The sequence below is a fragment of the Corynebacterium oculi genome (assembly GCF_001412105.1).
Classification (GTDB): domain Bacteria; phylum Actinomycetota; class Actinomycetes; order Mycobacteriales; family Mycobacteriaceae; genus Corynebacterium; species Corynebacterium oculi.
Genome location: NZ_LKST01000003.1, coordinates 443,276 through 457,924, shown reverse-complemented (window position 1 = coordinate 457,924; position 14,649 = coordinate 443,276). Strand labels below are relative to the sequence as shown.

Below are 14,649 nucleotides of genomic sequence, written 5' to 3'. Positions count from 1 at the left end.
CCGGCACCCCCTCGCCGGGTACCACCGGGCCTATCCCCGCAACCGCGCCCCCCAGCGCTCCTCGGCGCGCCTCGCGGCGGCCAGTCGCGCCTCGTTCGCCTCCGCGTCCGTGAGCGTGCGATCCGCCGCGCGGAACAGCAACGAGAAGGTCAGAGACTTCTTCTCCGCCCCCACCGCGTCCGCACGATAGATGTCAAAGAGCTGTACGTCCTCCAGCAACTCCCCGGCCCCCTCTACCAGGGCGGCGCGAATATCCTGCACCGCCACGGCCTCGTCCACCACCAGGGCGATATCCTGGTGCAAAGCGGGGAAGGCCGAGAGCACTGGGGCCGGAACCTCCTGGGTAAAGGGCAGGGCCGTGAGGTCGAGTTCCATCGCGCACAGCCGAGGGGGCAGGTTCATGGCCTCCAGCACCTGCGGGTGGAGTTCGCCGGCGTGGCCCACCACGCGGCCGTCGATAAGCAGGGCCGCGCACCGGCCGGGGTGCCAGGGGCGCTCCTGGGCCTGGCGCACCTCTAGCTCCAGGCCCGCCGCGCGCGCCACCATGCGGGCGGACTCGATCGCGTCCGCATAGGTATAGGCTCGGCCCTCACCCCACGGCCCGGCGTACTCGATGTTGCCGCCGCCCACGGTGGCCACATGCAGCGGCTGTTCCGGTAGGGAATCCCGCACCGCACTCACCTCCTCCTCCGAGGGGCGTGCGGCCACGGAGGGCATGGGCGTGTGCTCGCCGCGCCGGAAGAATACCTGCTGGATGCCAAAGAGACTCAAGTCCGCGCGCCCCCTGGCCGCGTTGCGGCCCACGGCCTCCAGCATCGCGGGCAGGAGCGTGGTGGCCAACACCGCATGGTCCGCTTCCAGCGGGTTGCGCACGGCCACGGTGCGGCGGCGGGCGTCGTTCTGCTCCAACTCCCAGGTATCGAAAATATCCGTGGCGGTGAAGGGCGAGGGAAGAATCTCCGCATACCCGTGATAGGCCAGGGCATGACCAACGGCCCGGCGACGGCGCTGAGCCGGGGTCAGGCCGCGCCCGCCCTTGGGGGTGGGAAGGATCGAGGGAATATCCTCCAGGCCCTCCAGCCGCAGCACCTCCTCCACCAGATCGGCCTCCATCGTGAGGTCGCCGCGCCAGGTAGCCGGGGTTACCACGAGGTCCTCCCCGTCCTCCTCCACGGTGCAGCCCACCTCGCGGAGGCGGCGGATGACCGTCTCCGCGCTGTAGTCCACCCCGGCCACCTGCGCGGGGCGCAGCGCCGCCATGCGGATCTGCGGCATGGCGGGTACCTCGCCCACCAGCGTGCGGGTGGGCTCCGCCTTGCCCCCAGCGATGCTCACCAGCAGTTCACAGGCCATGTCCAGGGCCGCCTCCACCAGCGCGGGATCCACGCCGCGCTCAAAGCGGCGCGAGGACTCCGAGCTGAGCTTGTGGCGGCGGCTGGTGCGCGCCACCGTCAGCGGATCCCAGGTGGCGGCCTCAAAATACACCTCGGTGGTGGTCTCGCTGATCTCCGAGGTAGCCCCGCCCATCACCCCGGCCAGCGATTGGATACCGGAGTCATCGCAGATCACCACGTCACTCGGATCAAGCTTCCGCTCGACGTGATCCAGGGTGGTCAGCGTCTCCCCCGCCGCCGCGCAACGCACCCTCAACCCCCCGGAGATCACCCCGGCGTCGAAGGCGTGCATGGGCTGGCCCAGGAGGAACATCACGTAGTTAGTCACGTCGGTGGCGGCGTTGACGGGCCGCGCGCCGAAGGCCATGAGTTCTCGCTGCAACCAGAACGGGGACACCGCTGCGGGATCAATGCCGCTGACCTTGCGCAGGCCAAAGCGCCGGGCACGCGTCTCCTCCGCCACGGTGACCTCCAGGGTCTCCCCCTGGGGCTGAGTCACGTCGCGCTCGGCCGGGTCCTCGTAATCAAGGCCAAAGGCGGAGGCCAGTTCCCGTGCCAGCCCCCGCACGCTGAGCGCATAACCGCGATCCGGGGTGACGTTGACGTCAAAGATCACGTCATCCAAGCCCAGGATTGAGCGGGCGTCCTCGCCCGGCTCGCCCTCGTCCAGAATGATGATGCCATCGGTGGACTTATCCGTGAGCCCCAGTTCCGTGGCCGAACAGATCATGCCGTTGGAGATGTGATCGTAGGTCTTGCGTGCGGCGATCTTAAACCCACCGGGTAGCTCCGCCCCTGGCAGGGAGACCACCACCAGGGAGCCCTCCCGGAAATTGCGGGCCCCGCAGATGATGCCTTGCAACTCCCCGGTGCCGTTGGCCTGGCCCACGTTGACCTGGCAGTACCGGATCGGCTTTTTAAAGCCCGTGAGTTCCTCGATCTGCTCCACGCGCCCCACCACGAGCGGGCCGGTGGTTTCCGGCAGCGGCGCGTAACCCTCCGTTTCAAAGCCCACGCGGACAAAGCCGGAATCAAGTTCCTCTGGGCTGACCGACCAGCCGCTATTTTTCCGCGCGAGGTGCCGGGTGATGAACTTCTGTGAAATAAGCACGGTATCTCCTTGGGGCGTTAGGCCTGAATGCCAAAGGGCAGGGTGAAACGGATGTCGCCTTCGACCATGTCGCGCATATCCGAAAGTCCGTTGCGGAACTGCAAGGTGCGCTCCAGTCCCATGCCAAAGGCAAACCCGGAGTACTCTTGCGGATCCACGCCCACCGCGCGCAGCACGTTGGGGTTCACCATGCCGCAGCCGCCCCACTCGATCCAGCCCGCGCCGCCCTTCTTATTGGGGAACCACACGTCTACCTCGGCGGAGGGCTCCGTGAAGGGGAAATAATTGGTACGCATGCGGGTGCGGGTCTCCGGGCCAAAGAGTTCCTTAGCCAGGTGATCCAGGGTGCCGCGCAGGTGGGCCATGGTCAGTCCCCGGTCCACAGCCAGGCCCTCCACCTGGTGAAACACCGGGGTATGGGTGGCATCGAGTTCATCGGTACGGAATACCCGCCCCGGGCAGGCGATGTAGAGCGGCACCCGGCGATCCAGCATGGTGCGCACCTGCACCGGGGAGGTGTGCGTGCGCATCACCTGCCCGGAATCCTCCGCGCCCAGGTAGAAGGTATCCTGCAACGTCCGCGCGGGGTGATCGGGAATGAAGTTGAGGGCATCAAAGTTGAAGTACTCTGCCTCTGCCTCCGGGCCCTCCGCGATCTCCCAGCCCATGCCCACGAAGATATCCCCGATGGCCTCGCTCAGCGTGGTGATCGGGTGCAGGGCACCCACCTGACGCCTCGTGGTAGGAACGGTCACATCCACCGCCTCGCGGCGCAGCATCTCCTCGGCGTGCTTGCGCTCCAGGATCTCCTTGACCTCGGAGTAACGCTTTTCCACCCGGCCCCGCGCCTGATTCACCCAGCGCCCGGCGTCCTTGCGCATAGCCTTGGGCAGGGAGCCCAGGGCTCGGCGCGCCTGGAGGATCGGGGCGGCGTCGGAAAGGTGATCCCTACGCGCCTGGGCCAGTTCCTCTAAGTCCCGCACCGATTCCAGGGCTTCCAGGGCCACCTGCGCGGCGCGGTGAAGCGTTTCCTCCGCGATCTCCGGCACAGAGTGCTCAGTATTGTGCTCAGCCACCGTGTCCTCTTCCTGCTTTCTCTCTCCGATTGACCAACTCAGTTTATCCGGCCGCCTGGGCCTGCGTGCGGGCGGACTCATAAAGGCATATCGACGCCGCCGTGGCCAGGTTCAGGGATTCCGCCCGGCCCCGAATGGGTATGCGCACCCGGTGATCCGCCTGCTCCAGCAGCTCCTCCCCCAGACCATGCGCCTCGTTGCCAAAAAGCCAGGCCGTGGGGGCTTGGAGCACCTCACCCGCGTGATCCAACTCCACCTCGCCATCGGCGGCGGTGGCTAAGATTTGCAGCCCCCGGCTGCGCAGGGAATCCAGTACGGATTCCACCTTGACCTCGCGGGCCACCGGCAGATGAAACAAAGACCCCGCCGAGGCCCGCACCACCTTGTTCCCCTGCGGGTCCACCGTCTCTCCGGCAAAGATCACGGCGTCTGCCCCCATCGCATCGGACACCCGGATCAGGGTGCCGGCGTTGCCGGGATCGGCGGTGGCCACCGGCACGGACACCAGGGTGGGTTTGCCCGCCAGGGCCCGCTGCATGGGCCATAGCGCCGGGGAGCAGACCGCGAAGATTCCCGTGGTGGTCACCATGTCCGTGAGCGAGCGCGCGGCCTTATCGCTGATGGGGTGGACGTACACGCTGAGGTACTGCGCGGACTTCACGATCTCCGCGCACCGCTGCGCCGCAGTTTCGGTGACGTACACGTCCGTGGCGGCCCCGGTGGTCACCGCCGCCTCCACCGAGTTCTCCCCCTCCACGAGGAAGGCGCGCGCTTTGCGACGCCCCGCAGCCCGGTGCAGTTTGGCCGCCGCGACGATCCTGGGGGTGCGCTCCGTGAACGGAGCAGAAAAGTCAAGAGACATGCCCCTACCGTACCCGGGTTTAGGTCAGTTCCCGCCCATAGGGATCGGTGGTATATGTGCCCGCGCGCAGCAGGATCAGCACGAAGTCCACGAAGGCCCAGATGTGTACCGCGATCACGATGGGGATACCAACGATCACGAAGGAGAGCAGCCAGCCCACGATGTACAGGCTCAGCTGGGTGATGGCGCGCGAGCGGTATCCCAGGTAAAAATTATGCACGCCAAAGTGGCCCAGGAAGAAGGCCAGCAGAGCGGAAACGATGTAGGAGCGCGGCGGAACAAGCGGATCCATCGCATAATCGGGGCCGGGGTTCTGCTGATGAAACTGCGGCAATGTCATGGTTATCCAGGGTAAACAAAAACCCACCGGTGTGCATACCGGCGGGCTTTAGTATTCAGCGATGTTCCGGGCCGTTTTAGGCGGCCTTGGCCTTGGGGGCGTTCACGTCCTCCGGCAGGGCGGCCTTGGCCTTCTCACAGATTGCAGAGAAGGTGGCAAAGTCATTGACGGCCAGATCGGCCAGGATCTTGCGATCCACCTCGATCTCCGCCAGCTTGAGGCCCTGGATCAGGCGGTTATAGGTGATGCCATTCATGCGAGCGGCGGCGTTGATGCGCTGGATCCACAGCTTACGGAACTCGCGCTTGCGGGCGCGACGATCCCGGTAAGAGTAGGTCATGGAGTGCAGCCACTGCTCCTTGGCCTTGCGGTAAAGGCGGGAGCGCTGGCCGCGGTATCCCTTGGCGGACTTGAGAATCTCGCGACGCTTCTTCTTGGCGTTCACTGACCGCTTAACACGTGCCACGGTAATACTCTTCTTTCAAATCTCGTTGGTGGTGTGGGGACAGACGGCCTGATTTAGGCCTGGCCGAGGAGACGCTTGACGCGCTTGGTATCCGGCTTTGCCACATCGACCGTGCCCTTGAGGCGACGGGTGCGGGTGGAGGGCTTGCCCTCCAACAGGTGACGGCGACCAGCCTGCTCGCGGCGCAGCTTGCCGGTGCCGGTCTTCTTGATGCGCTTAGCGGTGCCCTTGTGGGTCTTTTGCTTCATGGCTCGATCCTTCACAATCCCTGATTAACGTGTGTCTTACTTCTTACCCTTGCGAACCGGCCCCAGAACCATCGTCATGTTCCGGCCGTCCTGCTTGGGTTTCATATCCACGACGCCCACCTCTGCGACGTCCTGGGCCAACCGATCCAGCAAGCGGAACCCTAGCTCCGGTCGGGACTGTTCGCGGCCACGGAACATGATCGTCACCTTGACCTTGGAGCCCTTCTCCAGGAACCGGACTACGTTACCCTTCTTCGTCTCATAATCGTGATCGTCGATCTTGGGACGAAATTTCTGCTCTTTGACTACAGTCTGCTGCTGGTTCCGGCGTGCCTCGCGGGCCTTCTGGTCCTGTTCATACCGGTACTTGCCGTAGTCCATGATCTTACAGACCGGGGGCTTGGCCTTGGGGGCGACCTCGACGAGATCCAGATCCGCCTCATAGGCCAACTTGCGGGCGTCATCAGTACGGACAATGCCTACCTGTTCCCCACCGGGGCCAACGAGGCGAACCTCGGGAACTCGGATTCGCTCATTAATGCGAGCTTCAGCGCTGATGTGTACTCCTCAAGTAGCAGGGTAAATAGTGTTCTTCGTACCGCACCACATTCAGATATACATACCCAATGAAAAACCTGCATGTACAAAGCACATGCAGGAGAACATTACGGCCACGCTATACCGCGTGGCTTAAACCTGTGGCCTACCTATGACGGCGGCGTAAGGTGGGATGATCTCCTCTTGCGGCCCGAGCATAGCACTCTGGGCGGTAGTGCCTAGCACTCTATCAGGGGGTCCCACTTCACGCAAATCAACACGCATCAGCAGCGATGCGAGGCTTTGATGTCGCCCTTGCTCAGCAATTCCCGCAGCCCCCGCGCCATGTCATCCAGGATCGCGCGCCCCTCGGATTCCGTCTCATCCTCCGGGTGCACGTACATCGCTATCCCCACACCCTCGGCCACGCCCAGCTGCCGCATGGTGAACACGCCGTCATCGTCGGGGCCCCAGCCCCCCTTGAACACCGATCCGTGCAGCAACCCCAGGCCATACTTGTGTTCCTCGGAGATCTCCCCCATCAGTTCCACCACGGGCTCGGCGCCTTCCACGCACTGCACCTTGGAGGCAAAGAGCGCCTGCCCGCTCAGCGGCCACGAGACCTCGCCAAAGGACACCCGCGCGCCACTGTGTCCCCACTGGCGGGCCACATCGGTGGGGTCACCCGTAAGCGATAACACCTCTTGCACTGCGGCACCGGCCTCTTGGTTATCGCCCAGGGAGTTCCACAGATCCACGGAGGCATCGTTATCGGAATAGGTGATGGCCGCTCTGGCTACATCGTCATCCGCGGTGCCCGCCCGGTAGGCGGCGATGGCGATGGGCACCTTGATCGTTGACCACGCCGCCCCCTGCCCGGGGTCTCCGGCGGAATACACCCGACCCTCCGAGACCACCGCCAGCCCCGCGCGTCCGCCGTGATGAGCCACCGCACCATCGACGATGCGGCGCAGTTCCTTGCCCAGGGCCGAGGGGGCGGAACGCGGGGCCGCGCTGGTGGGCGCGGCCTGCTCCACGTGGGCCATGTGCTCCGGTTGCGCCGCGGTGGTGCACGAGGCACACAGGGCACTCACCATGATGGACGCACCGATGATGCGGCATCGACTCACGATCTCGGGCCTCCCGGGGGGCTGGTTTTTAGGACGCCCCATACTATCCTCAGAGCAGCGCCTTGAGGAAATGCCCAGTGTGCGTGCCTTCCACCTGGGCCACCTGCTCCGGGGTGCCCTGCGCCACCACGCGGCCACCACCATCGCCGCCTTCTGGCCCCATGTCCACGATCCAGTCCGCGGACTTAATCACGTCCAGGTTGTGCTCAATCACGATCACGGAGTTGCCCTTGTCCACCAGGCCCTGGATCACCAGCAGAAGTTTGCGGATGTCCTCGAAGTGCAGGCCCGTGGTGGGCTCGTCCAGGATGTACACGGTGCGCCCGTTGGAGCGTTTTTGCAGCTCGCTGGCCAACTTCACGCGCTGAGCCTCGCCGCCGGAGAGCGTGGTGGCGGACTGCCCCAGACGGACGTAACCCAGCCCCACCTCCACCAGGGTGTTGAGGTAGCGGTGAATGGAACTGATGGATTCAAAGAACACCGCGGCCTCGGAGATCGGCATGTCCAGAACCTCCGCGATATTCTTGCCCTTGTAGGTGACCTCCAGGGTCTCGCGGTTATACCGCGCGCCGCCACAGGTCTCGCAGGGCACGTACACATCGGGCAGGAAGTTCATCTCGATCTTGATCGTGCCGTCACCCTGGCACGCCTCGCAGCGTCCGCCCTTGATATTAAAGGAGAAGCGCCCCGCCTTATAGCCGCGCACCTTGGCCTCGGGGGTCTCCGCAAAGAGCGTGCGGATCTTATCAAACACCCCGGTATAGGTGGCCGGGTTGGAGCGCGGGGTGCGCCCGATGGGTGACTGATCCACCTGCACCAGCTTGTCCAAGTGCTCTAGGCCCTCCACCCGCCGCGCCCGGCCCGGCACCTGGCGGGCGCGGTTGAGCTCGTTGGCCAGCACCTTGGCCAGAATCTGATTGACCAGGGTGGACTTGCCCGAGCCCGATACCCCCGTCACGCAGGCCAGTACCCCCAGGGGGATCTCCACGGTGATCCCCTTGAGGTTGTTCTCCCGTGCGCCCACCACCTTGAGCATCCGGGAGCGGTCAATGGCGCGGCGCTGTTCGGGCACCCCGATCACGCGGCGGCCGGAGAGGTACGCCCCGGTGAGGGATTCCTTCGAGTCCAGAACTCCCTCGGGCGTGCCCTGGTAAACCACCTCGCCGCCGTATTCTCCGGCGCGTGGGCCCACGTCCACCAGCCAATCCGCCGCGCGGATCGTATCCTCGTCATGTTCCACCACGATCAGGGTGTTGCCCAGGTCGCGCAGCCTCTCCAGGGTGCCGATCAGCCGCTGGTTATCGCGCTGGTGCAGGCCGATGGAGGGCTCGTCGAGCACGTAGAGCACCCCGGCCAGCCCGGAGCCGATCTGGGTGGCCAGGCGAATGCGCTGCGCCTCGCCGCCGGAGAGCGTACCCGCGGAGCGGTTGAGCGTGAGGTAATTCAGGCCCACGTCCAGCAGGAAGCGCAGCCGAGCCTGGATCTCCTTGAGCACGGCACCGGCGATCATCTCCTCGCGCTTGCCCAGCACCAGAGTATCCAGGAACTGAAAGGCCTCCTCGATGCTCAGCTCGGTCAGCCCCGCGATGGAGAGTTCCCCGGACTGCGCGGCCAGCCGCACCGCCAGAATCTCCGGGCGCAGGCGGGTACCCTTGCACGCCGGGCAGGCGATCTCCCTCGTGTAGGCCAGGAGGCGCTCCTTCTGGTGATCCGTCTCCGCCTGATCCATCTTGCGCTTGAGGTAACCCATTACCCCCTCGAAGGGGGCCGTCCACTGCCGCACGCGGCCGTAGCGGTTCTTGTACCGCACCGTCACCTCGGTCTCGGTGCCGTGGACGAGCGCCGTGCGCTGCTCCTTGGTGAGGGCGGAATAGGGATCCTTGGGGTGAAAGCCCATAGCCCCGGCCAGTCCCGCCACGAGTTTTTCAAAGTACTTGTGGTTGGGGCTGGTGTGCCAGGGCTGCACCGCCTGATCTACGGGGGCCTCGGGATCGGGGATCAACAGATCCTCGTCGATCTCGATGGTGGTGCCCAGGCCGTCGCACTCGGGGCAGGCGCCAAAGGGGCTGTTGAAGGAAAAGGCGCGGGGTTCTAGTTCCTCCACGTGCAGGGCGTGGCCGTTGGGGCAGGCGAGTTTTTCCGAGAACCTGCGCACCCGCTGCGGATCATCCTCCGGCAGGCCCACAAACTCCATCGCCACCACGCCCTCGGCCAGCCCCAGGGCGGTTTCCACGGATTCCGTGAGGCGCTGCTTCTGCGAGGCCTTGACCTGCAACCGATCCACCACCACGTCGATGTCGTGCTTGATCTGCTTTTTCAGCTTGGGCGGATCGCTCAGCGGATACACCTGGCCGTCCACCCGCACCCGGGAATAACCCTGGGCGGCGATGTCCTCGAAGAGGTCCACGAACTCCCCCTTGCGCCGCCGCACCACCGGGGCCAGAACCTGGAACTTCAGCCCCTCCTCCAACGCCAGGATCTGATCCACGATCTGCTGCGGGGTCTGGCGCTGAATGGGGCCGTCGCAAGTGGGGCAGTGAGCCGTCCCCGCCCGGGAGAAAAGCAGGCGCAGGTAATCATAGATTTCCGTGATGGTACCCACCGTGGAGCGCGGGTTGCGGTTGGTGGACTTTTGGTCGATGGATACCGCCGGGGAAAGCCCCTCGATGAAGTCCACGTCCGGCTTATCCATCTGCCCCAGGAACATGCGGGCGTAACTAGACAGGGACTCGATGTACCTGCGCTGTCCTTCCGCAAAGATCGTGTCAAAGGCCAGGGAGGACTTCCCCGAGCCGGAAAGCCCGGTGAACACCACCATCGCGTCCCTGGGCAGATCCACGTCCACGCCCTTGAGATTGTGTTCGCGCGCACCCCGTACCACCAGGCGATCAGCCACAGCGTGTTCCATCCCTTCCACCATTGCAGTAACAACACTCGAACATACCAACGATACGCACATCAGCGCCAGCACCATTACCCTTGAGCACCATGAGCGAACTGCGCCTGCACCACATCTCCGTGTCCAGCATGGACAACAACTGCTATCTCCTGGCCGCCGGAGAAGAGGGGCTGCTTATCGACGCCGCCGACGACGCCCCGGCTCTGCTCCGCATGGCCGAGGAGGCCGGGGTGCGCATCACCAAGGTGCTCACCACCCACCGGCACAGGGATCACACCCGAGCGCTGGGGGACGTCCTCGATGCCACGGAAGCCACCCACTATGCCCCCTTCCTCGACGCCCCCGCCCTGCCCCGCCCGGTGGACGTCGAATTGCATCACGGCGATGCGATCTCCCACGCCGGGCACGAGCTTTCCGTTCTTATCCTGCGCGGACATACTCCCGGCGGCGCGGCCGTGGCCGCCGAGTTCGGCGGCATCCCCCACCTCTTCGTGGGCGATAGCCTCTTCCCCGGCGGGCTGGGCAAGACGACGTCGGAAAGCGACTTCGCCCGGCTGTACAAGGACGTCACCACCAGGGTCTTTGACGTCTACCCGGATACCGCGATGATCCACCCCGGCCACGGAGCGGCCACCACCCTGGGCGAGGAACGCCCGCATCTTGCCGTGTGGTGGGAACGCCGCTGGTAAGAGAGCGCTAGACTGACTGTTTGTACCTACCGCATATGAAACACATAAAGGAGTGCGTGCCATGATCCGTAAACTCGCTCGCCCCGCCCTGGCCTCGGTGTACATCGCTGATGGTGCCGATACCCTCATGAACACCGCTAAGCACGTGGAAGCCACCGAGTCCGTGCTCAACCGCACCCGTTCCCTGCTTCCGCGCAAGTACGCGCGCCAGGTTCCCCAGGATCCCGAGCTCGTGGCCCGCGCCGTGGGCGGAACCAAGGTGGGCGCCGGTTCCCTCCTTGCCCTGGGTAAGTTCCCCCGTCTCTCGGCCACCACGCTGGCCCTGCTCGCCGTGCCCACCATCGTGGGCCGCCACGCCTTCTGGGAAACCCAGGATCCCCAGGAAAAGACCGCGCGCCGCAAGGGCTTCCTCACCGACGTAGCCCTGCTCGGCGGGCTGACCATCACCAGCCTGGATAACGGCGGCAAGCCCGGCCTGACCTACCGCGCCTCCGAGGCCGTAAAGTCCGCCACCACCTCCGCCAACGAGGGCGGCTCCGCGCTCCGGGAGTACGTGGAAGAGAACAAGGACGATTGGCTGGCTACGGCGCGCGAGAACGCCACCACCGCCAAGAAGAAGGCGGTCAAGGCCGCCGCCAAGGCTCAGGATAAGGCCGAGGCCGCCGCCAACAGCAAGCAGGCCACCAAGCTGCAAAAGCGCGCCGCCAAGGCGCTGAAGAAGGCTCAGAAGAAACTCAAGAACTTCGAGTTTTAGCCCGCCCGCCTCGCGCTCGGTGTACCCTTGACGGTTCCATCACCGAGCAAGGAGGACGCGCGTGCACGAAAGCGAGGAGATCCGCCGCGAGCAGCAGTACGTGGACATGCTGTTCGCGCGCCTCGACGCCGAGGTGGAGCAGGCCCACCAACGCCTGCGGGACATCGCGCTCAACATCGACCCCGCCCACCCCAAGGCGGAGGCCTTGGTTCAGCGCGAGACCGAGTATCATTCCCTGAACGCCAAGCTAGACCGCCTCAACCTGGCTCAGATGGGGCTGGTCTTTGGCCGCATCGACATCGAAGGCGAGGGGGATAACCCCGTTCGTCCCGGCCTGGATCGCCGCTACATCGGCCGCATGGGGCTCGATGACCGCGCGGATCACTACCGCACCCTGCTTCTGGACTGGCGCGCCCCCATGGCCCGCCCCTTCTACCTCGCCACCACCGCCCACCCCGAGGGCGTCCACCTGCGTCGGCATATCCGCACCACGGGCCGCGAGGTCACCGGCGTCGATGATGAGCGGCTCTCCGGCGAGAGGGCCCGCGATACACGAGGCGGCGTGGCCGGGGAATCCGCCCTGCTTCACGCCATGCAGCGAGAGCGCACCGGGAAGATGCGCAACATCGTGGAGACCATTCAGCGGGAACAAGACCAGATCATCCGCGACGACACCCGCGGGGTGCTCGTGGTAGAGGGCGGACCCGGCACCGGAAAAACCGCCGTGGCGCTGCACCGGGTGGCCTATCTCCTTTACACCTGGGGCGACTACCTGGCACACACCGGCGTGCTCATCGTGGGCCCCAACCGCGCCTTCCTGGACTATATTTCCCACGTGCTGCCCGAGTTGGGCGAGACCGGCGTGGTGCTCTCCACCGTGGGCGAGCTCTATCCCGGCGTGATCCCCACCCGCGCCGAGGACGCCCTTGCCCAGGAGATCAAGGGCTCGGCGGAAATGACCGTGATCCTCGCCGAGGCCATCAAGGATCACCAGCGCCTCCCCAACGCCCCGGTGGAGGTACGGATCGACTCGCTGGCCTTGGAAGCCACCCCGGCGATGGTGAAGAAGGCCCGCACGCGGGCCCGCCGCTCTCGACGCCCCCACAACGAGGCCCGAGCGATCTTCCGCGAGCACCTCATCGAACAACTCGCCCAGCAGATGGCCCAGCGCATCGGAAGCGATCCCCTGGGCGGGCACAACCTACTCTCCCGCGCGGACGTGGATCAGCTGCACGACGACCTCGCGGACGAGCCCGGCGTGGCCCGCCTCATCGATCAGTGGTGGCCCGTGCTCACCCCGGAGGGGGTGCTGGCCGGGCTTCTCGACTCCGCCGAGGCCATCGCGCGCGCGGCGCGCGAGTACGACGAGGAAACCCGCGCCGCGCTCCTGCGCCCCGAACCCGGCTGGGCCCCCTCCGACGCCGCCCTGCTCGACGAACTCGCCCACCGCCTGGGGCGGGCCCCGGTGGAAACCACCGATGAGGAGCAGCAACAGCGCATCGAGGAGGCCCAGGAGGCCCTCGACATCCTCCAGGGCTCCGCCGTGACGGACAACGACGAGATCTTTGAGGCCGAATACCTGGGCGCCTACGACGTGATCGACGCCGAGACCCTGGCCTCCCGCCAGGAAGAACGGGACACCCGCACCACCGCCCAGCGCGCGGCCGCCGATCGCGGATGGGCCTTCGGGCACGTGATCGTGGACGAGGCCCAGGAGCTCACCCCTATGGAGTGGCGCATGGTGTTTCGCCGCTGCCCCTCGCGGTGGATGACGCTGGTGGGCGATACCGCGCAGACCGGCTCCCCCGCCGGCGTGGATTCCTGGGCGGAAGCCCTCCAGCCCTTCGTGGGCGGCCGCTTCCGGCACCGCAGCCTCAGCGTGAATTACCGCACCCCCGTGGAGATCGCGGAGGTGGCCGCCGGGGTATTGCGGCGCATCGACCCCGAGGCCACCCCGGCCACGGCGATCCGCGAATCCGGCGTGGCGGTGCGCCGCGTTTCCGAGGTTCCCCGGCCACCCGCCGACGGCCGCTCCTGGGCGGTGATCACCCCGGAAAACGTAGGAGAGATCAAAGGCCTGGAGTATGACCACGTGGTAGTGGTCAATCCCCAGGCCATCGTGGATTCCTCCCCCCAGGGCTGGCAGAACCTCTACGTGGCCATCACCAGGGCCACCCAGACGCTCACCCTCGTGGGGGAGGATCCCACGGTTTAGTTCACCGTGTGCACGATCATCACGTCGCAGTCCGACTGCCGCGCCACGTCCGCCGGCACGGAACCCAGGAGACGGCCGGTCAGCGAATTGATCCCGCGGTTGCCCACGATGAGCAGATCCGCGCGGTGCTCGTTGACGATCTCCATGAGCGCCTGCACCGGGGTGCCCCGGCGAATGGCCGTCTCCACCTTCTGCGCCCCGGTCTCGCGGGCGTACGCGGCTGCGGCGTCCAGGTTCTTCTGCGCGGGGTCATCGCCCAGAATGGTCACGGAATCCTGGCGCAGCGTCTGCGAGGCCTCTTCCTTGTTCTCGTAATAGGCACAGCCGATAATCAGCGTGGCATCAAAGGCCGCCGCGATCTTGGCGGCGCGCTCCACGGCCAGCATGGAGGACTTGGAGCCATCCGTACCCACCACGATCTTCTGGTAATTCTCGCTCATGAACCTTCCCTCACGTTCGATGTCACTCGGGGTCTAGCTTACGCCTGCTCGGTGTTGACGATCATCACATCCACCGGGGACTTCCGCGCCACGCCCGTGGGGATATTGCCGAAGATCCTCCCGGACAGGCTGTGCATGCCCTTATTCCCCAGCACCAACAGATCCGCCTCCTTCTCCTTGGCGGCCTGCGTGAGGGCCACGATGGGCGCACCGGAGGTCTTGAACACCTCGATGTCACGCGCCCCCTCGTCCTGGGCCACGGCGCGCGCCTCCTCTAAATACTCATCCGCGCGCTGCTCGCTGACCACGGGCACCGAGGTTGCCTCGGAGCCCGGCGAGTTCAGCACCGAGCCGGAGGCCTCGTAGTACGCGCAGATGAGCACGAGCTTTGCCTCGTACACTCGAGCCAGGCTGGCCGCCTTGCGCACGGCCACGAGGGCGGTTTCCGAGCCGTCCGTGCCCGCCGCCACGGTGGTGTAACTAACCAT

General features: G+C 65.7%; 14 protein-coding genes. 3 read left to right on the top strand and 11 right to left on the bottom strand.

Going from position 1 to position 14,649, the window contains the following annotated elements; genetic code table 11:
• Positions 1-30: 30 nt before the first annotated feature.
• From pheT to uvrA, 9 genes are all read right to left on the bottom strand, one after another.
• Positions 31-2,505 (bottom strand): phenylalanine--tRNA ligase subunit beta, encoded by a 2,475-nt coding sequence (pheT, locus tag Cocul_RS09620; RefSeq protein ID WP_055123045.1) that lies wholly within the window; start codon positions 2,503-2,505, stop codon positions 31-33.
• A 17-nt stretch (positions 2,506-2,522) separates the two neighbouring features.
• A complete protein-coding gene (gene pheS, locus Cocul_RS09615) occupies positions 2,523-3,581 on the bottom strand; it encodes a phenylalanine--tRNA ligase subunit alpha (protein ID WP_245622194.1) in 1,059 nt (352 codons plus the stop codon).
• Between the two features lie 43 nt (positions 3,582-3,624).
• Positions 3,625-4,443, bottom strand: a complete 819-nt coding sequence (locus Cocul_RS09610) for a TrmH family RNA methyltransferase (protein WP_055123044.1) — start codon at positions 4,441-4,443, stop codon at positions 3,625-3,627.
• A gap of 19 nt (positions 4,444-4,462) precedes the next feature.
• Positions 4,463-4,783 (bottom strand): TM2 domain-containing protein, encoded by a 321-nt coding sequence (locus tag Cocul_RS09605; RefSeq protein ID WP_082422269.1) that lies wholly within the window; start codon positions 4,781-4,783, stop codon positions 4,463-4,465.
• Between the two features lie 76 nt (positions 4,784-4,859).
• The gene (gene rplT, locus Cocul_RS09600) at positions 4,860-5,249 is read right to left on the bottom strand and encodes a 50S ribosomal protein L20 (RefSeq protein ID WP_055123043.1); all 390 of its coding nucleotides are present in this window, start codon (positions 5,247-5,249) and stop codon (positions 4,860-4,862) included.
• A 53-nt stretch (positions 5,250-5,302) separates the two neighbouring features.
• A complete protein-coding gene (gene rpmI / locus Cocul_RS09595) occupies positions 5,303-5,497 on the bottom strand; it encodes a 50S ribosomal protein L35 (protein ID WP_018118582.1) in 195 nt (64 codons plus the stop codon).
• 36 nt (positions 5,498-5,533) lie between these two features.
• Positions 5,534-6,055, bottom strand: coding sequence for a translation initiation factor IF-3 (infC, locus tag Cocul_RS09590; RefSeq protein WP_082422268.1), 522 nt, complete (start codon positions 6,053-6,055; stop codon positions 5,534-5,536).
• Positions 6,056-6,318: 263 nt separating this feature from the next.
• Entirely contained in the window at positions 6,319-7,164 is an 846-nt protein-coding gene (locus Cocul_RS09585) for a serine hydrolase (RefSeq protein WP_150114442.1), read from the bottom strand.
• Positions 7,165-7,213: 49 nt separating this feature from the next.
• Positions 7,214-10,060 (bottom strand): excinuclease ABC subunit UvrA, encoded by a 2,847-nt coding sequence (gene uvrA, locus Cocul_RS09580; protein WP_055123099.1) that lies wholly within the window; start codon positions 10,058-10,060, stop codon positions 7,214-7,216.
• Between the two features lie 92 nt (positions 10,061-10,152).
• Between uvrA and Cocul_RS09575 the strand changes: the two genes are divergently transcribed.
• The 3 genes from Cocul_RS09575 (at position 10,153) to Cocul_RS09565 (ending at position 13,721) form a co-directional block, all read left to right on the top strand.
• On the top strand, positions 10,153-10,752 hold the full coding sequence (locus Cocul_RS09575) for an MBL fold metallo-hydrolase (RefSeq protein ID WP_055123040.1): 600 nt from the start codon (positions 10,153-10,155) through the stop codon (positions 10,750-10,752).
• 61 nt (positions 10,753-10,813) lie between these two features.
• On the top strand, positions 10,814-11,506 hold the full coding sequence (locus Cocul_RS09570) for a DoxX family protein (protein ID WP_055123039.1): 693 nt from the start codon (positions 10,814-10,816) through the stop codon (positions 11,504-11,506).
• Positions 11,507-11,612: 106 nt separating this feature from the next.
• The gene (locus Cocul_RS09565; RefSeq protein ID WP_082422279.1) at positions 11,613-13,721 is read left to right on the top strand and encodes a HelD family protein; all 2,109 of its coding nucleotides are present in this window, start codon (positions 11,613-11,615) and stop codon (positions 13,719-13,721) included.
• Here Cocul_RS09565 and Cocul_RS09560 read toward each other — a convergent pair.
• Both Cocul_RS09560 and Cocul_RS09555 read right to left on the bottom strand, forming a co-directional pair.
• Complete coding sequence (locus Cocul_RS09560) at positions 13,718-14,161, bottom strand: universal stress protein (protein WP_055123037.1); 444 nt, start codon at positions 14,159-14,161, stop codon at positions 13,718-13,720. The two genes, Cocul_RS09565 and Cocul_RS09560, sit on opposite strands and share 4 nt — an antisense overlap.
• Positions 14,162-14,199: 38 nt before the next feature.
• Positions 14,200-14,649: a universal stress protein gene (locus Cocul_RS09555; protein WP_055123036.1), complete on the bottom strand. Its 450-nt coding sequence runs from the start codon at positions 14,647-14,649 to the stop codon at positions 14,200-14,202.

Coding starts and splice junctions, on each gene's coding strand:
- Cocul_RS09610 (WP_055123044.1), bottom strand. CDS start 4,443: ATGTCTCTTGACTTTTCTGCTCCGTTCACGGAGCGCACCCCCAGGATC.
- Cocul_RS09605 (WP_082422269.1), bottom strand. CDS start 4,783: ATGACATTGCCGCAGTTTCATCAGCAGAACCCCGGCCCCGATTATGCG.
- rpmI (WP_018118582.1), bottom strand. CDS start 5,497: ATGAAGCAAAAGACCCACAAGGGCACCGCTAAGCGCATCAAGAAGACC.
- Cocul_RS09575 (WP_055123040.1), top strand. CDS start 10,153: ATGAGCGAACTGCGCCTGCACCACATCTCCGTGTCCAGCATGGACAAC.
- Cocul_RS09570 (WP_055123039.1), top strand. CDS start 10,814: ATGATCCGTAAACTCGCTCGCCCCGCCCTGGCCTCGGTGTACATCGCT.
- Cocul_RS09565 (WP_082422279.1), top strand. CDS start 11,613: ATGCTGTTCGCGCGCCTCGACGCCGAGGTGGAGCAGGCCCACCAACGC.
- Cocul_RS09560 (WP_055123037.1), bottom strand. CDS start 14,161: ATGAGCGAGAATTACCAGAAGATCGTGGTGGGTACGGATGGCTCCAAG.
- Cocul_RS09555 (WP_055123036.1), bottom strand. CDS start 14,649: ATGGTTAGTTACACCACCGTGGCGGCGGGCACGGACGGCTCGGAAACC.